The 24,329-nt window shown below is 50.8% G+C and carries 21 protein-coding genes, 3 tRNA genes and 1 other annotated feature; of the genes, 7 read left to right on the top strand and 17 right to left on the bottom strand.

What is annotated here, in order from left to right:
• Positions 1–3: 3 nt before the first annotated feature.
• The 3 genes from GJQ69_RS04540 to GJQ69_RS04530 form a co-directional block, all read right to left on the bottom strand.
• Complete coding sequence (locus GJQ69_RS04540; protein ID WP_086035867.1) at positions 4–225, bottom strand: FeoA family protein; 222 nt, start codon at positions 223–225, stop codon at positions 4–6.
• A 42-nt stretch (positions 226–267) separates the two neighbouring features.
• The gene (locus tag GJQ69_RS04535; RefSeq protein WP_174193098.1) at positions 268–480 is read right to left on the bottom strand and encodes a FeoA family protein; all 213 of its coding nucleotides are present in this window, start codon (positions 478–480) and stop codon (positions 268–270) included.
• Positions 481–989: 509 nt separating this feature from the next.
• Positions 990–1,244, bottom strand: coding sequence for a hypothetical protein (locus GJQ69_RS04530; RefSeq protein WP_086035869.1), 255 nt, complete (start codon positions 1,242–1,244; stop codon positions 990–992).
• Between the two features lie 160 nt (positions 1,245–1,404).
• On the opposite strand from GJQ69_RS04530, the gene GJQ69_RS04525 reads away from it, so the two are divergent.
• Positions 1,405–1,782 (top strand): hypothetical protein, encoded by a 378-nt coding sequence (locus tag GJQ69_RS04525; RefSeq protein ID WP_086035870.1) that lies wholly within the window; start codon positions 1,405–1,407, stop codon positions 1,780–1,782.
• Positions 1,783–1,839: 57 nt separating this feature from the next.
• Here the strand turns inward: GJQ69_RS04525 and GJQ69_RS04520 are convergent, their stop codons facing one another.
• The 4 genes from GJQ69_RS04520 to GJQ69_RS04505 all read right to left on the bottom strand — a co-directional run bounded on the left by GJQ69_RS04520 (position 1,840) and on the right by GJQ69_RS04505 (position 6,256).
• Positions 1,840–2,853 (bottom strand): cytidylate kinase-like family protein, encoded by a 1,014-nt coding sequence (locus GJQ69_RS04520; RefSeq protein WP_236849738.1) that lies wholly within the window; start codon positions 2,851–2,853, stop codon positions 1,840–1,842.
• Between the two features lie 15 nt (positions 2,854–2,868).
• Positions 2,869–4,326 carry a sodium:proton antiporter gene (locus GJQ69_RS04515; RefSeq protein WP_338031368.1) on the bottom strand — a complete coding sequence of 486 codons (1,458 nt, stop codon included), beginning with the start codon at positions 4,324–4,326 and terminating at the stop codon, positions 2,869–2,871.
• Between the two features lie 621 nt (positions 4,327–4,947).
• The gene (locus tag GJQ69_RS04510; protein ID WP_174193096.1) at positions 4,948–5,571 is read right to left on the bottom strand and encodes a Spy0128 family protein; all 624 of its coding nucleotides are present in this window, start codon (positions 5,569–5,571) and stop codon (positions 4,948–4,950) included.
• Positions 5,561–6,256, bottom strand: a complete 696-nt coding sequence (locus tag GJQ69_RS04505) for a DUF7601 domain-containing protein (RefSeq protein ID WP_086035872.1) — start codon at positions 6,254–6,256, stop codon at positions 5,561–5,563. Before GJQ69_RS04505 ends, GJQ69_RS04510 begins: the two co-directional genes overlap by 11 nt.
• 248 nt (positions 6,257–6,504) lie before the next feature.
• Here GJQ69_RS04505 and GJQ69_RS04500 point away from each other — a divergent pair.
• From GJQ69_RS04500 to GJQ69_RS04480, 5 genes are all read left to right on the top strand, one after another.
• Positions 6,505–6,580, top strand: a tRNA-Trp gene (locus tag GJQ69_RS04500).
• 3 nt (positions 6,581–6,583) lie between these two features.
• Positions 6,584–6,660 (top strand) — tRNA-Asp (locus GJQ69_RS04495).
• A 3-nt stretch (positions 6,661–6,663) separates the two neighbouring features.
• Positions 6,664–6,739: transfer RNA gene (locus tag GJQ69_RS04490), tRNA-Thr, on the top strand.
• 216 nt (positions 6,740–6,955) lie between these two features.
• A complete protein-coding gene (locus tag GJQ69_RS04485; RefSeq protein WP_157658940.1) occupies positions 6,956–7,147 on the top strand; it encodes a hypothetical protein in 192 nt (63 codons plus the stop codon).
• Positions 7,140–7,328 carry a hypothetical protein gene (locus GJQ69_RS04480; protein WP_086035874.1) on the top strand — a complete coding sequence of 63 codons (189 nt, stop codon included), beginning with the start codon at positions 7,140–7,142 and terminating at the stop codon, positions 7,326–7,328. Before GJQ69_RS04485 ends, GJQ69_RS04480 begins: the two co-directional genes overlap by 8 nt.
• A 72-nt stretch (positions 7,329–7,400) precedes the next feature.
• Here GJQ69_RS04480 and pfkA read toward each other — a convergent pair whose 3' ends face one another.
• The 7 genes from pfkA to hprK all read right to left on the bottom strand — a co-directional run bounded on the left by pfkA (position 7,401) and on the right by hprK (position 16,694).
• On the bottom strand, positions 7,401–8,369 hold the full coding sequence (pfkA, locus tag GJQ69_RS04475; RefSeq protein WP_086035875.1) for a 6-phosphofructokinase: 969 nt from the start codon (positions 8,367–8,369) through the stop codon (positions 7,401–7,403).
• 147 nt (positions 8,370–8,516) lie between these two features.
• Positions 8,517–12,017, bottom strand: coding sequence for a DNA polymerase III subunit alpha (locus GJQ69_RS04470; protein ID WP_174193095.1), 3,501 nt, complete (start codon positions 12,015–12,017; stop codon positions 8,517–8,519).
• A gap of 75 nt (positions 12,018–12,092) precedes the next feature.
• Complete coding sequence (gene whiA / locus GJQ69_RS04465; protein ID WP_174193093.1) at positions 12,093–13,025, bottom strand: DNA-binding protein WhiA; 933 nt, start codon at positions 13,023–13,025, stop codon at positions 12,093–12,095.
• 45 nt (positions 13,026–13,070) lie between these two features.
• Positions 13,071–13,928 carry an RNase adapter RapZ gene (gene rapZ / locus GJQ69_RS04460; protein WP_086035878.1) on the bottom strand — a complete coding sequence of 286 codons (858 nt, stop codon included), beginning with the start codon at positions 13,926–13,928 and terminating at the stop codon, positions 13,071–13,073.
• 14 nt (positions 13,929–13,942) lie between these two features.
• Positions 13,943–14,851: a UDP-N-acetylmuramate dehydrogenase gene (gene murB / locus GJQ69_RS04455; protein WP_086035879.1), complete on the bottom strand. Its 909-nt coding sequence runs from the start codon at positions 14,849–14,851 to the stop codon at positions 13,943–13,945.
• A 19-nt stretch (positions 14,852–14,870) separates the two neighbouring features.
• Positions 14,871–15,614, bottom strand: a complete 744-nt coding sequence (locus GJQ69_RS04450; RefSeq protein ID WP_086035880.1) for a phosphatase — start codon at positions 15,612–15,614, stop codon at positions 14,871–14,873.
• A 114-nt stretch (positions 15,615–15,728) separates the two neighbouring features.
• Complete coding sequence (gene hprK, locus GJQ69_RS04445) at positions 15,729–16,694, bottom strand: HPr(Ser) kinase/phosphatase (RefSeq protein ID WP_086035881.1); 966 nt, start codon at positions 16,692–16,694, stop codon at positions 15,729–15,731.
• Between the two features lie 248 nt (positions 16,695–16,942).
• Between hprK and GJQ69_RS04440 the strand changes: the two genes are divergently transcribed.
• Positions 16,943–18,115, top strand: coding sequence for a glycosyltransferase (locus tag GJQ69_RS04440; protein ID WP_086035882.1), 1,173 nt, complete (start codon positions 16,943–16,945; stop codon positions 18,113–18,115).
• Positions 18,116–18,221: 106 nt separating this feature from the next.
• On the opposite strand, the gene GJQ69_RS04435 is transcribed toward GJQ69_RS04440, so the two are convergent.
• The 3 genes from GJQ69_RS04435 to recN form a co-directional block, all read right to left on the bottom strand.
• A complete protein-coding gene (locus GJQ69_RS04435; RefSeq protein ID WP_157658941.1) occupies positions 18,222–20,897 on the bottom strand; it encodes a YfhO family protein in 2,676 nt (891 codons plus the stop codon).
• A gap of 141 nt (positions 20,898–21,038) precedes the next feature.
• On the bottom strand, positions 21,039–22,265 hold the full coding sequence (tyrS, locus tag GJQ69_RS04430) for a tyrosine--tRNA ligase (protein ID WP_174193084.1): 1,227 nt from the start codon (positions 22,263–22,265) through the stop codon (positions 21,039–21,041).
• Positions 22,266–22,327: 62 nt separating this feature from the next.
• Positions 22,328–22,590, bottom strand: a binding site (T-box leader).
• A 56-nt stretch (positions 22,591–22,646) separates the two neighbouring features.
• On the bottom strand, positions 22,647–24,329 hold the full coding sequence (gene recN, locus GJQ69_RS04425; RefSeq protein WP_174193082.1) for a DNA repair protein RecN: 1,683 nt from the start codon (positions 24,327–24,329) through the stop codon (positions 22,647–22,649).

Raw genomic sequence — 24,329 nt, 5'->3', positions numbered from 1 at the left:
TTATTACTCAATCTCTATCATTTCCGCATCCGCTTTACGAATAGAAAGCTCATAGCCACGGACATTAACCTCAATCGGATCGCCCAACGGAGCAACCTTACGGATATGTACCTCAACGCCTTTTGTGATACCCATATCCATAATTCTGCGCTTGACCGCACCTTCGCCGTGAAGTTTCACGACCTTTATGCTATCACCGACCTTGACCTGCCTAAGTGTTTTCATGCCTTTGTCCTCCTTAGTTTATTTACGCTTTATAAATACAAATCAAATCATGATTTTTTGCGCCATTTCTTTGCTGATTGCTACCCGTGCTTCTTTGACATTTACAATCACATTACCGGACATCGCGGCAGCCACCGTTACATTTCCTCCGGCAACAAAACCGAGATTCTTAAGGTGTTTCTTGACCTCCGGACTTCCTCCAATACGCTTAATCATGTTTTCTTCGCCTACATTTGCAAGTGTTAGCGGCATCATAAATCATCCTTCTTCACAATCTGTTTTTGTGATTAGCTCCCGCTAACCATATATACATTAGCACCGACTAACTGAATTGTCAAGAAGTTATTCGTTTGTTTTGATGATCCGTTACAATTTTTGGCAAACTGCAATATCAGTTAGCGTAATATATCTACAATTTTATATATATTATCCTACCTCTTTTTTGACGTATTTTACGTCTATTCCTTTATCGACTATGACAGATAGCATAAAGTAACCTTGATTTATTCATGATTTGTGCTATCAAATATAAATTAAATGAAGCAAGGAGGAAAAGAGAAGTATCAGCCGTGCTGTGGGACTGTTGAAAAACGGGAATCCGCATAGAGAATGCTTGAGGTTCTTTATCACATGGCGGGTCTGTTCGGTCAGCGTCTTTGGTTTTATGGAAAAACGACAACGTATAAACAAAAACCAGTGGTTTCCTACATACAAAAACAGGCGCTTCCGGATGGAAGCGCCTGTTTGCCTGTACACTATGTATTTCATTCAGCTTCTTTTCTGTACAAGGGAATTTTAACTTCAACCTGTGCCTTTTCCGCCCAATCCAGCAGCGTGTTCGCTGCCGACCTCGTAATGGCAGCATCCTGTTTAATATCTGCAATATCTGTCTGCATATCGGATATCTTCGCATCCATGCTGTCTAAACGTGTATCCATATTATCCAATCGTGTATTGACTTGACCAAACTGTTGGTCCAACATTTGCTGAATGGCAGCAAGCATTTCTTCATCGGTCATGGTTTTCACTTCTCCCCCCTTTTGTATCTACCATTAGTATATACGCTGCGGTATGGCAAAACAAGTTGTAACTTTTACAAAAGGTGTGTACTTGCATTTCCTTTTATAATATCTTATACTGGTGAAGTAAATATAAGACAAGAGGAAGCACATCTGATTTATGGATACAATCACAATATATGCTTACAAGAGTACAGAAGGAATGATTTGGTCTTCTTCTCCGAAAGACATTTACGAAAAATACGTTGCAGAACTACCGGAAGGCTGGGCCCTGCACAAGTGTTCCTGTGGAAGAATTGGCTTAAAAACACCCTTTGGCAGTGTAATTGCCCCGCACACAGCACTGGTCACACGTAATGGAATACCCTTCCTTGCTGCCTGCAACCAGACTAAATGCGTCTTTAAGTACCATTACTATAGATTTACAACCATAAAAAAATTTGTAAGGCTGCGGCAAAAAAATCTTCAATTGTGCAGTCCGCAGAAAGGATTGCCCTTCTCCTTTCTGCAAAACAGAAAAGGAACCGGTTCAAAATAATGAATCGGTTCCTTTTCCTCTGCCAAAAGCAAAAAATGGGATATCATACGTTTTGCTTTATCTCCGGTAAAGACCGTTTTGGTCAATCATACGGGAAATCATTTCAACAGATCCCTGAATTCCATAGCTTGCGCTATTGATACACAAGTCATAGTTTTCCGGGTCGCCCCATTTGCGGCCGGTAAAGAAATGATAATACTTGCTGCGCTTGTGGTCCAGCTGCTTCAGCAGATTGCTGGCATGCTTGCGGTCCAGCGAATGCGTTTTCATCACACGCCGTACACGCTGTTCAAATGGCGCCGTAATGAAGACGCTGACATGCGGGATACGGCCACCCGTTAAAATAACATCTGCGCAGCGTCCCATAACGACAAAATCTTCTTTGGCAGCCATTTCGCAGAGAAGCCCGCTCAAGTTAAAGAATACCGCGTCGTTTTCGGGCAGTCCATGGTAACGGTGGAAGTTGTCCAACGTCTGACCCTTCTGTGGCTTTCTCACCTTATTGGGCACTGCATTAGCGCTGGAGATATCTTCAATAGAATTCTTGTCCGCATCCAGATGTTCCAAGACGGTATTAAATATCTTCTGATCATAAAAATTGATTTTCAGCGCATTTGCCAGTGCAAAACCAATATCTGTACCTGCACAGCCAAGTGTACGGCTGATGCAGACAATCAGATGATCTTTGTCAGTAAAGCGTTCATGCAGATGAATAGCGTTCAGTTTTGCACGGCTTTCATCCAAAATATCGACCGTACCAAAGCTGGTGGGAATGCTTTTAATCTCCACTAAAATGTTGTTGTACTCAGCCATTAAACGGGCACGTGTTTCCTCATCGGGAATGGTGCGGGCCATATTTGCTACCAAGGCCATTTCACTGCGCAGCAAATAGGATTTCCGGCTGCCGCACATTAGCTCCGCAAGGCTTTCCACACATTCGTCACGGCTACCGGTAAAAACCCGTCCCAGAGAGGACCCCAGGCACTGATAAACCTCGCCGTCCAATTCATAAATCCGTTCAGCGAGCTTCATACATTTTGCACGATTTTCCTGCATCGTTTTATCTTGCATAGTTGAGTCCCCCCCTTATAAGAAGAATATGAGCGTATCCAGCAGGAACACTGGAATGAGGAATGCCACAGACCACAGCATATAGCCGAAGAAAGAAGGCATACGAATACCGTTTTCATCCGAGATGGATTTAACCATAAAGTTCGGCGCATTGCCAATGTAGGTGTTGGCACCCATGAACACGGAACCACAGGAGATAGCCATGAGCATTTTGAGCGGAATCATACCTACAGAAGTAGACAGACCGCTGGTAAAGCCCAGAGCACCCGCCGTGGTGAGGAACACCAGATAGGTCGGTGTATTGTCAAGGAAGCTGGAAAGTGCACCGGCTGCCCAGAACATCTGCGCTGGCTGGTTGAGACCCAGTTCTGCACCATGCAGTTTCAGCAGAATCAGCGCAGGCTGCATGGTGATGAAAATGCCGATGAACAAAGTGGCCACTTCCTGAATAGCACCCCATGTAAAATGGTTCTTTGTACGAACCGTTTTATCGGTTGTGCGGAAGGACAGCCATGCTGCTAACAGGATAATAGCAACTTCAATAATAGACGGGAATCCCAGTGTAACATTGCTTGTAATATGAATGCCCAGTACATTACCGGAAGCATCCTTAAAGGCAGGTATGGTCGGCAATGTACCACTAAGGATAACGCCGATAACAATCATAATCAGGAAGAAGATATTGTGCAGACCGTGAATCTTGACTTTTCCGCCGGGTTTGCTGATGTCCGGTTTCCAGCCTTCTGCAATATCTTTCCGATAATTGTAGCGGTCAATCCAGTAGAAAATAAGCAGCAGCACCGCTGCGTTGAAAGCAAGCACCGGGAACAGGTGCAGGCTCCAGAAGAACGGCACGCCACGCATAAAGCCCATCAGCAGCGGCGGGTCGCCGATAGGTGTCAGGCAGCCGCCAAGATTGGAAATAAGGAAAATGAAGAATATCATGATGTGACTTTTGCGTTTCCGCCAAGAATTCACTTTAATGATTGGGCGAACCATCAGCATGCTGGCACCGGTCGTACCAATCCAGCTGGAAAGCAATGTACCAATCAGAAGAAGAATTACATTGATGCGTGGTGAACCGGCAAGGTCACCCTCAAGGGTAATATTGCCTGACACACAAAACAGGCCAAACAACAGGATAATAAAGGTCAGATAGTCGTTAAAGATACAGTCCAAAACAACGTCTGTTGTCCTTCCTATACCACAGGTGATGGCAAAAGGAATAATAAACAGCAGTGACCAAACCAGCACAGCCTTTCCCTTATTGCGATCCCACCAGTCTGGTTTGATAAGCGGAACAATCGCAATGGAAAGCAGAAGCCCTACAAATGGAATGCAGAGCCACGGTGGAATGGATGCAGAAGCCGCAGCAGCCGTCGCTTTCACATGCGTTGTTGCGGAAGCTGCAGCCGGGAACCAGTGCAGAAAGGCTACTGCAAGTCCACCGGATGATAGATTGAAAATATTCAAGAAACGAGCCTCCTTAATAAAACAGCGAAAAGACTGCAGATTCCCTGCCGTGCGGAAGTCTGCAAAAGCTGCAGGACAACAGACCTGCCGGGTATTAGGGCAGCCTTTGGCTGATTAATGAACAATCCCTAAAGTAAGTGAAATTTTTAAGGAGAGTTAACTGAAAGGATTATCCTGACACACAGGAAATGAAATTTCCGGGCAGCATAAAACATAATAAAAGAGGCGGTTCCTCTGTAGATATTCCCTGGTGCTGCTGACAGGGAATATGAAACAAAAAGCGAAACAGCGGACCTGCTTAACAGATCCACTGAATGACGTATTTTATATATTATATATAGATAATTGCCGAATAAACCCGCTTAACCTAATACCGCACAAATGAACATCTTTGCAGAAAAAATGCGGAGAGATACTCCGCACCGTTTTATATTTCCCCAGCGGAACTCTTTATTCGACAATTGAAAATCTTTTGCAACAGAGATTATAGCACATCCCACCCCATTGCGCAAGCAGACTGGAAAAGGAAAAATATAAATTTTTGGAGAAATTGTACTGTCGGCATCTGCAAAAGCGGTACCTGCAAAATAATTCAGCCGCTCCTTATGAGAAAAGAACGACTCAGCGCGTTTTTTTCCGTACTGCCCGCAAAACAACTAATCCAGCCGCACTAGCACCAGCTACCGGAATACATGGTTTTGCGGAAACTGAGCCGCCGGACGCAGCCGGACGGGAAACGGCTGAGGTTGAAACGGTCAATGGAATACGTGAAGCGGCAAATTCCACCGGCTCGGTCAGACTGTCCACAAACGAAACGGTTTCTGTCTGTTTTCCATTCCTTTTTGCATGAAACGCCGCTGAAAGCCTGCCGGAATCTGTGCGCGTAACCTGCACTGTCACTGTATAAACAGAGTCATCATACTGGCAGTGTGTCAACGTGCCTTGTTCCTGCTGAATTTGATAAACATAGCTGCCGGTATGCTGATAAAAAATAGGACCAAAGGAAGCCCTTCCGCCACCCTGTATGGTTAGTTGTGATGTCGGCGGCATCGGTGTAGATGAACACCCTTCTGAAATGGTATACCGAAATGCGGGTACTTTGCCCGGCCGCATACCCGTGAAGGTGCTCTCGACCGGAATGAACAGGACTGCTGCTGTTTCTTCCGCAGATACGGGAACCGCAAACAATACTGAAAACAGAAACGATAGAAGCAGGACTGCACAAACTGTTTTTTTAACAGCCATGTTCCGAACACCTTCTTCCCTTTTTTGCGGTATGCTGTTTCTGGTATAGTGCCCATATGGCAAGACCGGCTGACGCTGTCAGCAGAGCTGGTGCTGCACCGCCGGAAGCATCTGCCGATGGGGCAACAGCCTGCCGGTTTTGAAAGTTCAGTGTGGTTTCTTTCATCAGCGTACCGGTGCACGCCCTGCCCTCTATGAAGCGGCCGCTGTCCGTATGTACCGTTGTCCGACAATTCCGTATTTGCTCCTCCTCAACCGTACAGCGGCAATTTTTGGGCAGACTAAAAAGGACCTTATCCCCATCCTGCAAAGAAAAAATATAGCGGCCGCTTTGGTCAGGATACAGTGTACATATCTGTCCGGCAGGGCCATCACAATACCGCAGGATATCACCGCAGGTCCTGCCTTTTGTATCGGTAACGGTCATATAAAATGTAAATTCGCGCCGCTGGGTATGACCAATGACTGTCTGCTGAATCAGCAGTGTACTTCTTGGGGCAGCCGCAGGTGTGCGAAATAATGCTTTTTGCGGGAACTTCTCAGCAGGTTCTGACTGATGCGATACGGACGGCGCACAGAACGCCGCACTGGCAAACGTAATACCGACACCCACGGTAACCGCCGCCAAAAGGATTAGTGACAATATTCGGTGAAAGCGGCTTTTCTTTTGAACTTCTTTTTTCAATAAACTCTTCTCCTCTCTTCCACTGTAGAATTGCCCGGTTTCTGTTTTTTCAGCAGGAATATGTTTTATCATACTTTTTTGGCAGACATAAATTTGTCGGTTTGTCTGCTGAACCGACAAAAGTGTCCGAAAAAAAAGATTTCCAGTCCTACAGACAAAAAAATGAGAAAAGTGTTGACATTTGCGCAATAACATGGTATTATTATTTTCGCGCTTGGGAGTTACCCTCACCAACGTAAGAACAATATAGGGGCATAGCTCAGTTGGTAGAGCAGTGGTCTCCAAAACCACGTGCCGAGGGTTCAAGTCCTTCTGCCCCTGCCATACGGCTCGGTAGTTCAGCTGGTTAGAACGCTAGCCTGTCACGCTAGAGGTCGACGGTTCGATCCCGTTCCGAGTCGCCATTTGCTGCTATGGCTCAGTTGGCAGAGCACATCCTTGGTAAGGATGAGGTCACGCGTTCGAATCGCGTTAGCAGCTCCATCAAGTAAAGCTAAGAAATCCGCGGATTTCTTAGCTTTTTTGTTTGTCAGAAAAGTACGGCACTTCTCCTCCCTGCGTTTACCAGCCTGCAAAGGCTGCCAAATGCAGGAATTTTTTTATTTGAAAATTCTGGCGGCCGCCGTCTTCTTATATTCTCTTTGGCAGTGCACACACTACTTTATGCGGCTTTCGATATGCTGCAAACGGAGGGAAATGATGGAACCACTCAAAGAACTGCCAATGGGGTTTGGCATGGCGCTGTTTGAAAATGAGCAGGCAGCCCACAGATTCGCAGAAATGCGGCCTGAACAGAAGCAGAAAGTCCTGCAGCAGGTGCACCAGGTGGACTCCAAGGCGGAGATGCGGGCATTGGTGCACCGCCTGGGAGGAGAAGAAGAAAATGGATAGACTGGACAGTTCACCGGCACCGGGGCGCGGGCAGCACCTGTGCCTAACAGACCTTTTAGACCAAGACACGACCAGCTATGAGTTTTTCTATGCACAGCCGGAATCCGTTCGTCAAAAAATACGCACGGCAGACCCATCTTCTTTTGAAGAAATGCAGCAGGTTGTCAGCACACTGGCATAAAAAAGACACCGACAACAGCAGAAAGCTGTTTGTTCGGTGCCTTTTTGTATTTTGTGTATTATCCGATAAAAATCAGATGGAAATGCTCAAAGCAACATCATACAAAGCCTTATTGAATGTACGCTTCATGTTCAGTGCCTCTGTAATGTCGAGGTCCACAACCTTGCCGCCACGCACAACAACCACGCGGTTGCCCTGGCCCTCTTCCAACAGTGTCACTGCATGGTAGCCCATTTCACTGGCAACGACACGGTCACGCAGGTTCGGAGAACCGCCGCGCTGTACATGGCCCAAAATGGTAGCACGTGTTTCAATTCCGGTTTCCTTCTGAATGCGGTTAGCAATCTCATTTGTGCCGCCGACACCCTCTGCTACCATGATAATAAAATGACGCTTACCGGTCTTCTGCGCCAAACGGATGCGGTCAATGATATCCGTCTGAAAATCCCATGGCATTTCCGGCACAAGAATAGAGATAGCGCCAGTTGCCACACCGACCTGCAGTGCTAAGTCGCCGCAGTGACGGCCCATAACCTCAACAACGCTGCAGCGGTCATGGGACTCTGCCGTATCACGGATACGGTCAATCATATCTACGGCTGTGTTCATGGCTGTATCAAAGCCGATGGTATATTCGCTGGAAGCAATATCATTGTCGATGGTACCGGGAATGCCGATGCAGGGTACGCCGGCATTCGTCAGGTCCCGCGCCCCGCGGAAGGAGCCATCGCCGCCAATGACGACTACACCCACAACATTCAATCTGCTGCAGACCTCTGCTGCCTTCTTTACGCCCTCTGGTGCATTGAACTCTGGGCTGCGGGCGGTGTAAAGGATGGTGCCGCCACGGCCGATGATGTCCGAAACACTACGCAGATTCATCTCGTATACGTCGCCGTTCAGTAGGCCGTTGTATCCGCGGCGCACGCCAAGGACACTGAACCCTTTGGAAATACCAGAACGTACAACGGCACGGATTGCAGCATTCATGCCCGGCGCATCCCCGCCGCTGGTTAAAACAGCAATGGACTTTGCACTCATTATAATGAAACCTCCAATACCATACTGCCGGTGCCCGCTGACATAAAAAGCGAACGCCGGCGTTTTTCAACTAAGTATATATTATATGCTTTTTCGCGGTGCTCTACAAGAGAGTTATATGGACAATCGTCCCATAGTCATAGAAAATTATTTCACGAAGGCAACATTGCCATTGCCCAGTACACGGCGCAGTTCCTGCAGCAGAATGTCATTTACAGCCACACCTTCTACAGCTGGCGCGCGGTACAACTTTTTCTCCTTTTGAAAAGCAACATACAGCTGTGTGCGCCCGTCAAAAATAGCGATATACTTTTGTGCGCGCAGCCATGCGGGGGCGGCTTCACTCTGTACCCGCAGGTACAGCCCCGGCTTTACTTGCTTCCCGCTTTTTGTCTGTCCAGTATCACTGCTGTCCGTCTGCTTCAGGTGTTCCGCTGACTGCATCTCATCACACAACAGCTTGGGCTCCTCTTCCTCCCGTACACTTAGGTGTCCGGAAGCACACAGCACATTTCCATCCTCCAGCAAAGGTGAAAAACGGGACAGCGTCTGCGGAAAAACCAACATTTCCATAGAACCGTTAAAGTCCTCCAGTGTTACAAAAGCCATTGTGCCGCCGCTTTTTGTCACCTTTGTTTTAATATCAGACACAATTCCTAAAATTGTAACATGGTCTCCATCGTGCCAGCGGTTGTCCCCTGCCGACGAAAAGCATTCCAGCAAATCGCCAATCTTTACAGCACCCAGCTTTTGGTACAAATCGGCGTATGCCGCCATGGGGTGGCCGGAAAGGAACATGCCTGTTGCTTCCTTTTCCATTTTCAGCTTGTCCTGCAGACTGTAGTCCGGCATCGGTGCTATTTGGAAGGCTTCATCTTCCCCACCGTTCATCTGGCTGAAGAAACCAATTTGTCCCTCCACATTGCGCCGGCGGTCATTGCCCAGCGTTTCTAGTACCAACGGCACAGCTGTCATCATTTCGCGACGGTTATTGCCCAATCCATCCAGTGCACCGCAGCGGACAAGGCTTTCCAGCGCACGGCGGTTCATTTTATCAAAAGTACGCTTACAAAAATCATAAAAGGAATGAAACGGACCGGCCTGCCGCCGTTCCTGTAAAACGAAATCAATCAGCCCGCGGCCAAGGTTCCGAACCGCCAACAAACCAAAACGAATGTCATTCCCTACAACTGTAAAGGATGCCTCACTGGAGTTGATTTCCGGCGGCAGAACACGGATATGCAGGCGGGAACACTCTGCAATATAAGAAGAAAGCTTGCCGGAATTGTCCAGCACACTGGTCATCAGGGCAGCCATGTATTGACGCGGATAGAAACACTTGAGGTATGCTGTTTGATAAGCAAGATACGCATACGCGGCCGCGTGGGATTTATTAAAGGCATAGGAAGCGAAGTTTTCCATCTCACCGTATATTTTCAGTGCGGTTGCTTCGTCCACGCCGTTGTTCAAACAGCCGGGGACCTCCCATGTCCCGTCTTCCCGCTGCAGGCCATGCAGGAAAATTTCCTTTTCCCTATCCATTACGTCGTGCTTTTTTTTACTCATGGCACGGCGCACAATGTCAGCACGACCAAGGCTGTAGCCCGCCAAGGAGCGGAATATCTGCATGACCTGTTCCTGATAGACAATACAGCCATATGTTACCTTTAGAATTGGTTCCAGCAGCGGGTGTGCGTAGGTAACCTGCTTTGGATGGTGACGGTTTTGGATATAGCGCGGAATGGACTCCATAGGACCGGGGCGATACAGTGAAATAACAGCGATGAGGTCTTCCATTCCTTCCGGCCGCAGCTGCATAATCACACTGCGCATACCTGCCGACTCAAACTGGAACACACCCTCGGTGCTGCCGGCAGAAAGCATTTCATATACTTCCGGTGCATCCAGCGGAACCTTGTCTACATGAAACTCCGGCTGCTGCTGGCGAATCATTTCCTCCGCCGCGTGAATAATGGTTAAGTTGCGCAGGCCGAGAAAGTCCATCTTCAGCAGTCCCAGTTCCTCCAAAGTGGTCATGGTGTACTGACACACTGTCGCATCTCCGTTTTTGGCCAGTGGCACGTACTCGGCAACCGGCTTGTCCGTAATGACAACACCGGCAGCGTGCGTAGAAGCATTTCGCGGCATTCCCTCCAGCTTGCGGGCCATATCCAGCAGGCGGTGAACCTGCTGGTCTTCATTGTATCGGCGTCGCAGCTCCGGCGACGTTTCCAATGCGCGGTCCAGCGTAATGCTCTTGCCCGGCACCGTAGGAATCATTTTTGCAATGGAATCCACCATGGCATACGGCATTCCCATTACACGGCCCACGTCACGAACCGAGGCCCGCGCCGCCATGGTGCCGAACGTGACAATCTGTGCCACATGGTCGGCACCGTATTTCTGTGTGACATACTCGATCATTTCTGGGCGGCGGTCATCGGCAAAATCAATATCAAAATCCGGCATACTGACACGTTCCGGATTTAAAAAACGTTCAAACAGCAAATCATACTGAATGGGGTCAATTCCGGTAATGCCAATGCAGTACGCGGCAAGGCTGCCCGCACCAGAACCACGTCCCGGCCCGACCGGTATGCCTACTTCTTTAGCATGACGGACAAAGTCGTGCACAATAAGGTAATAATTAACATACCCCATCTTTTCAATCGTATTCAGTTCATACTCCAGCCGATGCACAATTTCTGGCTTTGGGTGTTCCCCATAGTGCTCGTGCAGACCAGCGTAGCACTTTTCACGAAAATAAGCGACATTATCCTGTCCGTTCGGGGTGTCAAATCGGGGCAGCTTCGTTTTGCCAAACTCAAACGTTACATTGCAGCGCTCAGCAATCTTAACAGTGTTGTCGGCTGCCTCCGGATGCTGCGGAAACAGCGCGCGCATCTGCTCCTCGGTTTTATAGTAAAATTCTGTACTGCCAAATTCCAGCCCGCCCGATTCCTGCAAGGTGTGGTTGGTTTGGATACACAGCAGCACGCGGTGCATCTCACTATCCTCTTGATTGATATAATGGCAGTCATTGGTGACCACCAGCGGCAGACCGGTTTCGTCGGCCAAACGAAGCAGGCCGGCATTGACGCGTTTTTGTTCCGGTAGTCCGTGATCCTGCAGCTCCAAATAAAAGTTACCATTGCCAAAAATATCCGCATAGCGCAGAGCAGCTTTTTTGGCGCGCGGATAGTCCTCAGCCGAAAGGACGCGCGGAATCTCACCAGACAGGCAGGCTGATAATGCAATCAATCCCTTATGATATTTTCGCAGCAGTTCCATATCTACGCGGGGCTTGCGGTAGAAGCCCTCCAGCCATGCACGGCTGACCAGCTGAATCAAATTTTGATAGCCCTCGTTGTTCTCGCACAACAGCACCAAATGGTAATTTTCGCCATCCAGTTCCCGTGTGCGATCCATACGGCTGCGCTGTGCCACATACACTTCACACCCGATAATGGGCTTAATTCCGCGGGCTTTGGCGGCTTTATAAAAATCAACTGCGCCATACATGACACCGTGGTCAGTAATGGCAACTGCGCGGTCTCCACGGGCTTTGGCGGTATCCAGCAGCCGTTCCATACGGCAGGCACCGTCCAACAAACTGTATTCGGTATGAAGATGTAAATGGACAAACATAGAGCAGGGCACCCTTTCTTTCCGGCAGCAGCATACCGGATAATTTGAAATATAGGCAATAAAAAAGGGAGCGCTTCAGTCGCTGTTGCGCTCCCGGTAGATTTTTTCTGAAAGTTCAGTAATCCGCTGTAACCGATGATTCACCCCGGAGCGGGAAAGCGGCGGCGTCAGCTGCTTGCCTAGTTCCCGCAGGGAAAGCTCCGGATTCTGGCAGCGCAGGCGGGCCAAATTCTGCAGTTCGGCAGGCAGCGCAGAAATGCCGGCACCGCAGTCCTGCAAACGCTTTAGTGCGTAAATTTGCCGCGCGGCCGCCGAGGCGGTCTTGTCCAAATTGGCAGTTTCAAAATTCGTGCGGCGGTTGATATGGTTGCGCACTTCCCTCAGCATTTTTACCTGCATCATCTGCATGGCGGCGTGCGGCGCACCCATCAGTGTCAGCAGATCCGCAGTATGGCTGCTGCCCTTAATATATACAACATACAAGCTCCGCCGCCGGGACACGCCAGGCTGCAGTTCCAGCGGCAGTTCCCCCAGCAGCGCCGACATATCGCGGGAAAGATGCATATGCGGTGTTACAAATTCCAGCCGGTAATCTTTCTGCGGATCAAAAACGGTTCCGCAGGAGAGAAACGCACCGCGTAAAAAAGACGCTGGGCAGCACTCCCCCTCCAAATTGGCACGGTTCAGCCGCAGCGGCACTTCACTGCCGCTGTGCCCAAACGCAGAGAGTACACGCATTCGATCCCGCTCATCTTCTACAGACACGGTCCCTGCCGGATGAGAAGCACGACGCAGCATGGTGCGGGTGGAAACAATAGCACCGGTGAGCGCTGCCGTTAACTGGGCCGCCCGCCGGGCCGTAGGTGTGTGTTCGGTCGTCAGCGAAACCGCGCTTCTGGAAAAAGAGTGGCCAAACAAAAGCATTCCGTAGCACTCTGCTTTTTCACAGCAGGGCTGCCGATTCTTTGTTTTACAGAGTTCATTTTTGACATCGGAGGAAAAAGACAACGGAAATCACTTCCCACTTTTATGCGTTTGCAGAAAGGCCACTGTTCAGCCCTTCCGAATATCCCGGTGGTTGACACTGGCGCGCAGGCCCTTTTCCAGCAGATGTTCATACAAAAGCTGCGCAATCGTTACTGAGCGGTGGTGGCCGCCTGTGCAGCCAATGGCAATAACCAGCTGGCTTTTGCCTTCATTGCAGTACAGCGGAATCATATAGTCGATAAGGTCTAAAAAGCGGGAAACAAAACCCTTAGTCTGCTCCCATTTCAGCACATAGTCCCGCACCGGGGCGTCCAAACCGGTCTTGTGCCGCAGCTCCTCCACATAGTAGGGGTTCGGCAGACAGCGCACATCAAAAATGAGGTCCGCTTCGGTGGGCGTACCAAACTTAAAGCCGAAGGACATACAGTGAATCTGCAGCGCAGAAGTGGCATCTCCCAGAAAAAGGCTGGAGATGCGCTCCTTCAGCTGGGCCGGCGACAGCAGAGAGGTATCTATAATGTAGTCCGCACGCTCACGTACCGGGCGCAGAATCTCCCGCTCCAGCTTGACAGCCTGTTCCAAACTGGTGGTGTCTTCCGAAAGCGGGTGCTTCCGGCGGGTTTCTTTGAATCGGTTGATGAGTACCGTATCGCCGGCGTCCAGAAAAAGAATTTTGTAGGTCTTATGTTCTACACGCAGGCCCTCCAGCGTTTCAAACAGGCTGGAGAACATGCCGCCGCCGCGAATATCCGTGACAACCGCCACCCGTGAAAGGGAATCCTTCGCCTGCATACACAGGTCGTACACGGCTGGAATAAGCTTTGGCGGGATATTGTCCATGCAGTAAAACCCAATATCTTCCATAGCATGGACCGCGCGGGACTTGCCCGCACCGGAAAGACCGGTAACAATGATAAAATCCATGACTGCACACTTCCTTATGAGATAAACCGCACTTCACACTCCAGGGATACGCCGGTCTTTTTCAGAACGGTTTCCTGTATTTTTTCAATCAGTGCCTGTACGTCACTGCAGGTAGCGTCGCCTGTGTTGACAATGAACCCAGCGTGTTTTTCGCTGACCATGGCACCGCCGACTTTTTCCCCTTTCAGACCACACTGCTCAATGAGTGCGCCCGCATAAGCACCGTCCGGCCGCTTAAAGACGCTGCCGGCGCTGGGCAGCTCCAGCGGCTGTTTTTCTTTGCGGCGGCGGAAGTTGTCGTCCATTTGCATGGAAATCTGTTCCTTGTTGCCCTGCTCCAGACGAACAACCACTGAAGTAATGATGCATTTGTTCTGTAAGTAGGCACTTTTGCGGTAATCCATTTCCATCTCCGGTCCCAAAAGGGAATCCGTATGGCCGGTGCTGGTCACATGTGTAGTGGATACCAGCACATCACTGAACTGGCCGTCATAGGCGCCCGCGTTCATAAAGGCTGCACCGCCTACGCTGCCGGGAATGCCCCATGCAAACTCCAGTCCACTCAGAGCATTGCGCTGAGCAAACTTGCACAGCCCCGCCATGGTTGCCCCTGAACCGCAGGAAACGGTCGTAGGGTCAGACAGTGTAATGCGGCGGAAATCCCCCGTAAGGGAAAGGACCACGCCGCGCACGCCCTCATCGCTTACCAGCACATTGCTGCCATTTCCCAGCGGCAGCAGCGGCAGGTTCAGCGCGGAAGCCATGCGTACAATGTCCTTCAGGGCAATGATGTCCTTCGCGGCAATATATAAATCCGCAGGCCCGCCTATCTGAAAGGTCGTGTGCCGGCTCATAGGCTCATCCCTCAGCACCAGGCAGCCGGCATTTTCTGCCGTTTTTTTCAGGGCCTCTAATTTTTCCATTGGATTATCCTCCTAAAATTCATTCTGACACAAAGCTGCGAAACACATCGGTATATTTCGTCAAATAGGCGCGCAGCTGTTCCGCACTGGAGTTGACCACCAGTTCCTCTGGAAAGTCAAGCTCCTGCAAAAGCTGCTGTGCCCGCGGAAAACAGCCAACCTGCGTGGAAAAATGCGCGTCGCTGTTTACGACCACCGGCACACGGTATTTTTTGCACAGTGCCGCAATCTTCCGGCAGTTCAGAATGGAATCCGGCCGGCTGCGAAACGTGCCTTCGTTGATTTCCACCAACTTGCCTGCCGCACCAAACTGCGGAATAACGCGCTCGTAGTCAAAAGCAAAGCGGCGCAGGCCACAGTGCCCAATGACATTGACATGCGGATTTCTGCATACCTGTTCCCACAGGTGCGTCACTTTTTCCGGTGACGGAGATTCCCCCTGCGGCATACACTCATCGTGGATAGAGGCAATCAGCCAGTCCAGGTCATGAACGCAGTCGGCCTGCTGGTCGGTATGTCCCTCATAGTCAATGATATTCGTTTCCTGCCCGCGCAATACCATTACGCCCTTATAATAACGCGGGACAACACCTAAATTATGAAAATACCATCTGCCCGGCGCACCCGGCATGGCCACACCGTGGTCCGTAATGGCGATTGCCTCCAGGCCGCGCTGCGCTGCCGCTTCCACCATTTCCTGCAATGTACTGTACGCATGGGTGGAGGCTGTCGTGTGTGTGTGCAGATCCGCAATGAAATTCATCTGCTGTATACCCCCTGTTTCTGACCGTCTGTTTTTCCGCCTGCACATAAGCCCTGCCCGGGACCCTGCCGCATGGCCCTGCGGGGCTTCTCTCTGTTTTTAATTTATAGTTTGTTAAATATCTAGTTTCAGCTTAGTTTCCTGTTGCTTGACCATGGAAAGGTCCATGCCAAGTCCCTGCAGCAGTTCCTCTGCCGCATTATAACCCATCTTCTTCTGCCGGTTGTTCATGGCAGCAACCTCAATGATAACAGCAAGGTTCCGCCCGGGCTTGACCGGAATAGTCAGCACCGGCACCTTAATGCCCAAAAGTTCCGTGTATTCACTGTCTATGCCCATACGGTCATAGACTTTGTGGCCATCCCACAGCTCCATGTTAATAATCAGGTCGATTTTTGAGGAAACTTTGACAGCGCCGATGCCGAAAATGCGGCGGGCATTGATAATGCCAATGCCGCGCAGCTCAATGAAATGGCGAATATTGGCTGGTGCCTGACCGACCAGTGTTTTGCCGGACACACGGCGGATTTCGACTGCGTCATCGGCAATCAGCCGGTGACCGCGCTTAATCAACTCGATAGCCGTTTCACTTTTGCCCACACCACTGTCGCCGACAATCAGCACTCCCTCGCCGTATACCTCTACCAGCACACCATGACGAGTGACGCGCGGTGCCAGTTCCACGTTCATATAGGCGACCAGTGAAGCCACCAGGCTGCTGGTTGTTTCAGCAGTAGCGAGCACCGGTACACCGTATTTTTTGGTTGTCTCCAGCAGCTCCGGCACAGGGCTTAAACTGCGGGCGATGATGACTGCCGGCGGCTTTTTGCTGAAAATAGCGTTCAGCACCCTGGCGCGGTATTCGGGTGGGCGGTCGTTTAGAAAAGCAGTTTCCGCATTTCCCATGACAATGATACGGGAAGAATCGTAATACTCATAAAATCCATTCAGCTCCAGACCGGGACGATTGACGTCTGTAGAGGTGATAAGCACCTTCTGCGGGTCGCAGGGCATATAGACGGTTTTCAGAGAAAGCTCTTTCATTACTTTGTCCAGTGAAACACTAAATTTTGTAGCCATATTAATAAGCACCTGCTCTTTCTCTTATCTGCGCACGGTAAAAACAGTATGATCGTTTATATTATATCCTATAGCAGAAAAAGTTTAAAGACCAAATCCGGCAAAAGATGCAGGAATCCACCTCGTTTCAGCTTGAACCATACAAATATTGTGTTATAATGTAAATTGATTCTGATTTTGTTCGGGCAAACGTATCCTTTTTGTTTTGCCCAAAGTGCCCGGGCAGAAATCCTACCGGAGGTCCATTTATGAAAATTGCCTTGTTTTCCGGGGCCGGCGCTGTCAAATGCGCTGCCTCCACATATACTGCGGTCCTGAAAAGCGGACTGGAAAAAGCCGGGCACCAGATAATGGTGGTAACTGCCGACCCGGCCATAGACGACTGTTTTACACAGGACGGCAAAATTTACTGTCCCGCAAAGGTAACTCCCAGCCTGTACGGTATGTCTGTGCGGGTCAGTTTGCTGGGACCTATGGAAAAAATGCTGAACAGCTTCCGCCCGGAAATCATCCACGTCATTACTCTGGACGAAATGGGATTGGCCGGCCTAAAATACGCTCAGCGCCACCAGCTGCCGTTGGTTACCACTATTCATAACCTGCACGATGCACTGAAAGGTTACGGCACCAATAAAGCATATGACAATCTTGCCAAAATGAAAGTACGCAGCACAGTGCGCAAGATTTTGACGGAAAGCGATGTGGTCTGTTCCCCCTCTGCACAAACGCAAAGCCTTTTGGAAACACTGGATATTCAGTGCAAAGTAAAGCGCTCGCCTTTCTGTGTGGATTTATCAAACTTTTTGCCGACACAGCCTACCCCCGCTTTTAAAAAGCGGCTGGATATTGCCGAAGACGCCTTATGCTATGTGTATGCGGGCCGTTTGATGGAAGACTGCGGCCTCGATTCTCTGCTGAAAGTTTGGAGCGACGCAGCCGGTGGCAACGCCCGCCTACACCTGCTGGTTGTGGGCACTGGGCCTGCAGCTGCTCATTTTGCTGAAACGGCGAACAGTCTTTCCCTTTCCAATCAGGTTACATTTATCGGTGAACTTTCACCGCGTGACTTGAATAGCTGCTATGCCTGCTGCCGGGCCTTTGTCAGCGGCGCCACTTCTTCCGCTGTGAAGGCTTCTCCCCTGGAAGCTCAGGCTGCCGGTCTGCCGGTACTGCTGCCAAGGCAGTGTGCCAATGCTGACTTGGTGCATGATGGTGTAAACGGATTCCTATATGACACAGCCGAACAGTTCGGCGAAAAGCTGTACATTCTGACACAGCTGGACTCGGAAGGCGAAGTCCTCCTGCGGCGGCTGGTCAGCAAAAGTGCCATGAACCTTTCGGATAAAAACCTTGCTACCATTATGGCAGATACCTATGCGGAAGCAAAACACAGCTATACAAAAAATACGCGCAGCCTGTAAATCAAACTGTGCCACGAATATAGAAAGAGCAGGACCACCAGACACGAAATGTGTTGACGGTCCTGCTTTTTAGTTTGTATATTCTTTTCGATTCCATACGCCTGTTTCAGGAAAATAGGACTTCCAGATTTGCTGCCAGATAGACTGCAACCGGGAACAGATACAGCAGAATGCTGACCACAGCAGTGACTATATCAAACACAACCTGTGCCGGTTTTTCCAGCTTGCGTAGGCATTTGGTTCCCTTCTTTTTCAGCAGACGCAGGAACAGCAGCGCCGCCGCAAATCCAGCCATACTGCAAACGGCGCCCGCGGCAAGTCCCGGCGGCAGATACTGAACCTCCACACGGTTCTGCCCTGCCTGCAGCTGAACCGCGAGGAACATTCCTGCCGCTTCGGCTGTCTGTGCAGGTTTGCCGTTGACCGTAGCAGTAAAGCCGCTGCCGCCGCGCAGAGGCAACACCAGCCAGCCGCTGTTTCTGGCTGCAGCAGTGCCGGACAGCATATTGCCGGACGCGGAAAGAGACACTGCCTGCGACTGTGTATTTTGCAGAGCGCTCTGCAGCTTTGTGAGGTCCATCCCTGCCACACCGAAGGAACGACAGTTAACCGGGTGCAGAACCGATACGCGTACTTCTACCATTTGATTCTCAAAAGTGCCTAAGTCCACCAATCCATTGTCATCGGCTGAGGGATACAATGAACGTATCATTCTGCCGTTAACGGAAATGCTGAGAGAATTATAGTTGGAACTGGTAAGGTCCCGCGACGCCTTTGTATAACAGTCGAAGTACAGCGCTGTCTTCCTTGTGACCTGTATATGATACAGCAGGCTGCTGTATGCCGCGCCAGTAACCGTGACACTGCCATCCTTCGCCTTGCTCATTTGGGCAAAGTCAGAAATATCCGGTGAATAGCGTGTCATCAAAGAATCCGACCGACCGAAAAAAGTATGGTATAGCATATCCTGTGCACCAAAACGGTCACCATCCGGAAGAGCGCTGCCGCAGTTCTGGGCAACAAACCCAAAGGGCAGGCTGTACGGCTGACGCACCAGGGAATACTGATGATTGCTGTAAAGCGGTGTGCGGCCGTTTTCCTCCCCCAGCCGGGTAATGCTGTACTTCTGTGCCAGCAGGGAATCGGTCAGGGCCGTACCGCCGCTGGAGTGGCTTTCCATCCAATGGGCGGAGTAACCCATCTTCTGCAGAGTATCCATATAGGTGCCGTCCGTCAAAGAAGTGTAGTGGTCCAGCACCGGATATCCCAATGCACCCATCAAGTCGGTATCAAAATACAGTCCATCCGTCTTGACACGGTACAGGGAACTGTCCTTTAACCGCCCGCTGAGGTCCAGCGCTGTATCATAGGCATGCCCGTCCGATGCAGCAGGCGCAACATAAACCTGCAGGTTAAAGCTGACTTCCGCCGCGGTTACAACGCACAGCAGAACACACAGCACCCGAACCGAGATTTTCTGTGCATGAAACAACAGGAACAGGACTAAATAAACGCCGGTCGCCGACAGTGCGAAAAGCAGTCCCAGCTGCAGCGCTGTTTGGTCGTTCCAAAGATTATTGACATAATGTGAAAGCATTGTACGCATGGCAGGCCGTGACAGCATCTCGCCCGCAATGGCAATCAGCGCGGCGGCAGCGGCCCCCGCAAAGAACAGCGGCAGCGGACGGCTTTTCTGCTCTGGCTGGAGCGGCTGTACTTCGCTTAAATAGCTGCCCGTAAGCAGAAGCCCTGTCAGCGTAAGGATATACCCAAAGCGTACCGGAAACGCCTGATAACTGCCCAAGTGCCACATCCGGTCAATGGGGTCAATAAACAGCGGCAAAATCAGCAGCAAATAGCTGACAAACAGCGCACGCTGCCGGCTGCCCTTACGCTTCAGTAGGAAAAACAGCGGTACAGCTGCCACGGCGGCACCGGTACAGTACCAAACTGGCAGCGTGGTCTGCACACCGGTCAGGATGCTGCCGCTGCTTAGGCTGGAAATAAGGTCCACTACACGGCCGGAACGGCCGCACTGCAGCAAGGATGGCAGCCATACTACTGCTGTAAGCAGCAAAGCCGCACCGGTACTCAATCCCAATAGGACTATCTGCCGTCTGCAGCGGGTACGGTTGACCACAAAAGAGGACAAAATGGAAAACAGCAGCACCAGCCAGAACAGCACCATGGCGCTTAGGTAATAGTCCACAACAATAATCGCCGATAATGTCCAAAGAAACAGCGCTGGTTTTTCCGCTTCCCGCAGCCTGCACACGCCCAACACTAAAAGTGGAAACAGACAGGCAATGTCCAGCCAGACGATATTCTGATAATACATCAGTGCAAAGCCGGAACACGCGTACATAACTGAAAGACAGGAAATTCGCACACCGTCCAGCCGAGAAAACGTGTGCAGAAACAAAATGGATGCCGTGCAGGCACAAAGGGACATTTTCAACAGCACCAGCACGTTCATAAACAGGTAAAAAGATGCTTTGGGTAGAAAGGAAATCAGGAAGGTAAACGGACTGGACAGAAAAAAGAAAAAGACGCCCCAAAAGCTCATACCGCCCGCATTCTGCAAGTTCAGCAGCATAGAGGATTTTCCCCTCAGGATATCCTGAAAATCCATCAGCAGCGGGACAGTCTGGTGATTCATGTCACACCAAGACAGGGTTTTTGTTCCAAACGGGTACAGTCCGGCGGACGCAAAGCAGGCACAAAGCAGGACCAGCACCGCCAGCGGTGCCGCCCAAACTGCCCACTTTTTCCGTTTTCGCAAGCGCTCATCTCCTTTATAGGACCAATGCCGGCCGTGTATTCTAAGTACATTCAGTATACCATAAAAATGTGGTTTAGCGGCAAAAAACAGCGGAGCCGTTTCCCCCCACTGGAAAACCGCTTCGCTGCCCCGCCGTCCTTTTTATTTAAGCAGAACTTTGTGATATGCTTTTTTACCCTTCCGAATAATAGCTGCACCATTCGGAAAATCAGCGGCAGTCAACACGGCCGCAGGGTCCTTCACCTTGCTGTCGTTCAAAGTCAAGCCGCCCTGCTGAACCAAACGCCGGCCCTCACTCTTGCTGGAAACCAACTTTGTTTTAACCAGCAGGTCCAGCACACCAATGGAACCATCTGTCAGGTCAGCGGCCGTCAGTGTACTGGTGGGCATATTGTCGGTATTGACACCGCCGCCAAACAGCGCACGCGCGCCTTCACGGGCCTTGTCTGCTTCCTCTATGCCGTGAATGGACTTTGTCACCTCATAAGCAAGAACTTCCTTCGCCTTATTCAGTGCACTGCCCTCACAGTTTGTCAGGTCTTCGATTTCCTCCACCGGCAGGAACGTGAGGAACTTCAGGCAGCGTTCCACGTCTGCATCACCGATATTGCGCCAGTACTGGTAAAAATCGAAGGGACTGGTCTTTGCGGGGTCCAGCCACACGGCGCCCTTTTCGGTTTTGCCCATCTTTTTGCCCTCACTGTTTGTCAGAAGGCCCAGTGTCAGGCCGTAAGCCGGCCGATTCTCTTTGCAGCGAATCAGATTGACGCCACCGATAATATTACTCCACTGGTCATCACCGCCGACCTCCAGCACACAGCCGTAACGGCGGTTCAACTGCAGAAAATCATAGCCCTGCATCAGCATATAGTTCATTTCAAAGAAGGTCAGTCCGCGCTCCAGCCGCTGCTTGTAACACTCGGCTGCCAGCATACGGTTCACGGAAAAATGAACACCGATTTCCCGCATAAACTGAATATAGTTAAGGCTCAGCAGCCAGTCGGCGTTGTTTGCCATAATAGCCTTGCCGTCTGAAAAATCAACCAACGGTGCCATCTGTTTGCGGAAGCACTCCACATTATGGTCAATTTCTTCACGTGTCAGCATTTTGCGCATATCCGTTTTGCCGGTCGGGTCACCAATCATGCCGGTGCCGCCGCCAAACAGCGCAATGGGTGTATGCCCGGCTTTTTGCAGGCGGGACATGGTCATAACGGTAACAAAATGCCCAACGTGCAGACTGTCCGCGGTGGGGTCAAAGCCGATATAGAATGTACACTTGTGGTTGTCGAGCAGGTCACGCACGGCCTCCTCGTCTGTTACCTGCGCAATAAGGCCGCGCGCCTTTAAATCCTCGTACACTTTCATACAAAAATACCTCCTGAATATCTGGCAGAAGGCTGCAAAAAAGCCCTCTGCACATAAAATCTGCAGAGGGCGGAAATTCCGCGGTACCACCTCAGTTCACCGTCCCCTCACGAAGACGGCCTTACGGGTACATTTTATAGGACAAGCAAATAAAAGATACCTCCGCGCGGTAACGTGCGCACACGGCCCGGCTTACACGGCAAAACGCTTTCGGCGGGCAGCTCCAGGATGTAATTTGGGCGGAAAAGAGCACCGGCTCACACCAGCCGCCGGCTCTCTGCAGGCATCTTTTCCCGCTTACTTCATTTCCCTTCACAGCTATTCAAATTATATTATAGTGATTTTAAACACAGATGTCAAGGTGAAAGCCGCCATGCGGTGTCAGCAGCCGGTATCTTTGACGGCCAGCTGCAGCATTTCCTCGGCATTCTGCAGTGTCAGCGGTGTAATCTGCGTACCGCCGATAATGCGTGCCAGTTCCTGCCGGCGGCCCTTGTGATCCAAAAGAGTTACCTGTGTATAAGTACGTCCCTTTTCAGTATGTTTCTCAATTTTATACTGTCGGTCCCCTAATGCCGCAATCTGCGGCAAATGCGTGACACACAGCACCTGACGTCCGCGCGCTGTCTGACGCAACTTTTGGCCGATTTTCTGGGCCGCACTGCCGGAAACGCCGGTGTCTACCTCATCAAAGATGAGGGTTCCAACGCTGTCCCTGCCGGAAAGGACCGACTGTATCGCCAGCAAAATACGCGACAATTCACCGCCGGAAGCAATCTTTGCCAACGGCCGCGCGGGTTCACCCGGGTTGGCGGAAATGAGGAACTGCACATCATCACAGCCACTGGGGCTTGGCACACAGGGTGTCTGCTGTACGGTAAAAATGACGCCCGGCATATCGAGATAGGTAAGCTCCCGCCGCACTTGTTCCGAAAATCCAGCGGCGGCTTTGCGGCGGCTGGACGAAAGCTGCCGGCCCAGCGTGCGGACCTGTTTTTCGGCAGCGTCATTCTCTTTCTGCAGGCGCTGCATTTCTTCCCCGCTGTGCTGAATGGAACTTAGCTGCTGGCGGCACTTCTGCAAAAACTGCAGCATTTCTTTTTCTGTTTTGCCGTACTTTAGCGACAAATGATAGTACACATCCAGCCGTGTCTCAATCTCCTCCAGCTCCTGCGGGTCATAAGCATCCGTCTCGCACTGGCTGCGAATTTCCTCCATGCAGTCCTGCAAGTCGTATCCAAGGCTTTCCAGCCGGCCGGACAAGCCGCTTAGTTCCGGCAGCAGCTCGGCGGCGTCTGCTAAGTGGCGTGACGCCTCCTGTACCGCCGCACAGGCACCCGGCATCTCGCCGTCACCATCCAGTATCTGCACTGCTTTTTGCAGGGACGCAGTGATTTTTCCGCCGGAACGAATACGTTTGTGGCGGTTTTGCAAATCCTGTATTTCCCCGGGCTTGATGTTTGCCTTTTCCAGCTCGTTTATCTGATAGGTCAATAGATCCGTTAAGCGAACTTTTTCAGCTTCATCTACATCCAGCGCCGTCAGCTGCTTTTGCACCTGCTTCCATTGGCGGTAAGCCCCACGGTACTTTTGCAGCAGTGTTTCCGGCACGCCCATGCGGTCCAAATAACGCAGATGGTTATCCGGCGAAAGCAAGCCATAACTTTCATGCTGGCCATGAATATTTATCAGCTGTGCCCCCAGCTGCCGCAGCGCTGCGACAGAGGCAGGCCGGCTGCCAATGTGGCACACCGTGCGCCCGTCTTCGCGTATCTGCCGCTGCAGCAGAAGAGTGCCGTCTTCCTCCGGTGAAAAGCCGAGCTGGTCCAGTATCTGCAAAACCTGTGGTGTCAGGCCGGAAAAACTCGCACTGACAAAGGCGCCCTTCGCACCGGCACGCACCAGTTCCCGTGAAGTCCGCTGGCCCAGCACCGCATGAATGGCGTCAATGATGATGGATTTGCCCGCGCCGGTTTCACCGGTGAGAACATTAAAACCGGGACCGAAATCAATCGTTGCTTTTTCAATCACGGCGATATTTTCAATATACAGTTCATCCAGCAT

This window comes from Caproicibacterium lactatifermentans (assembly GCF_013315815.1).
In the GTDB taxonomy this organism is placed as follows: domain Bacteria; phylum Bacillota; class Clostridia; order Oscillospirales; family Acutalibacteraceae; genus Caproicibacterium; species Caproicibacterium lactatifermentans.
The sequence above is the reverse complement of the archived record's forward strand: the minus strand, read 5'-3'. Positions and strand labels throughout refer to the sequence as shown.

What these genes read in the sequence shown, in the direction of transcription:
- GJQ69_RS04530 (WP_086035869.1), bottom strand. Translation starts at nt 1,244, where the DNA reads ATGACCGATGAAGAAATGCTTGCTGCCATTCAGCAAATGTTGGACCAA.
- GJQ69_RS04485 (WP_157658940.1), top strand. Translation starts at nt 6,956, where the DNA reads ATGGAACCACTCAAAGAACTGCCAATGGGGTTTGGCATGGCGCTGTTT.
- pfkA (WP_086035875.1), bottom strand. Translation starts at nt 8,369, where the DNA reads ATGAGTGCAAAGTCCATTGCTGTTTTAACCAGCGGCGGGGATGCGCCG.
- hprK (WP_086035881.1), bottom strand. Translation starts at nt 16,694, where the DNA reads ATGGCTACAAAATTTAGTGTTTCACTGGACAAAGTAATGAAAGAGCTT.
- tyrS (WP_174193084.1), bottom strand. Translation starts at nt 22,265, where the DNA reads ATGAAAGTGTACGAGGATTTAAAGGCGCGCGGCCTTATTGCGCAGGTA.
- GJQ69_RS04540 (WP_086035867.1), bottom strand. Translation starts at nt 225, where the DNA reads ATGAAAACACTTAGGCAGGTCAAGGTCGGTGATAGCATAAAGGTCGTG.
- GJQ69_RS04535 (WP_174193098.1), bottom strand. Translation starts at nt 480, where the DNA reads ATGATGCCGCTAACACTTGCAAATGTAGGCGAAGAAAACATGATTAAG.
- GJQ69_RS04480 (WP_086035874.1), top strand. Translation starts at nt 7,140, where the DNA reads ATGGATAGACTGGACAGTTCACCGGCACCGGGGCGCGGGCAGCACCTG.
- GJQ69_RS04525 (WP_086035870.1), top strand. Translation starts at nt 1,405, where the DNA reads ATGGATACAATCACAATATATGCTTACAAGAGTACAGAAGGAATGATT.
- GJQ69_RS04510 (WP_174193096.1), bottom strand. Translation starts at nt 5,571, where the DNA reads ATGGCTGTTAAAAAAACAGTTTGTGCAGTCCTGCTTCTATCGTTTCTG.
- murB (WP_086035879.1), bottom strand. Translation starts at nt 14,851, where the DNA reads ATGGAAAAATTAGAGGCCCTGAAAAAAACGGCAGAAAATGCCGGCTGC.
- GJQ69_RS04470 (WP_174193095.1), bottom strand. Translation starts at nt 12,017, where the DNA reads ATGTTTGTCCATTTACATCTTCATACCGAATACAGTTTGTTGGACGGT.
- recN (WP_174193082.1), bottom strand. Translation starts at nt 24,329, where the DNA reads ATGCTGGATGAACTGTATATTGAAAATATCGCCGTGATTGAAAAAGCA.
- GJQ69_RS04520 (WP_236849738.1), bottom strand. Translation starts at nt 2,853, where the DNA reads ATGCAAGATAAAACGATGCAGGAAAATCGTGCAAAATGTATGAAGCTC.
- rapZ (WP_086035878.1), bottom strand. Translation starts at nt 13,928, where the DNA reads ATGGATTTTATCATTGTTACCGGTCTTTCCGGTGCGGGCAAGTCCCGC.
- GJQ69_RS04450 (WP_086035880.1), bottom strand. Translation starts at nt 15,614, where the DNA reads ATGAATTTCATTGCGGATCTGCACACACACACGACAGCCTCCACCCAT.
- GJQ69_RS04440 (WP_086035882.1), top strand. Translation starts at nt 16,943, where the DNA reads ATGAAAATTGCCTTGTTTTCCGGGGCCGGCGCTGTCAAATGCGCTGCC.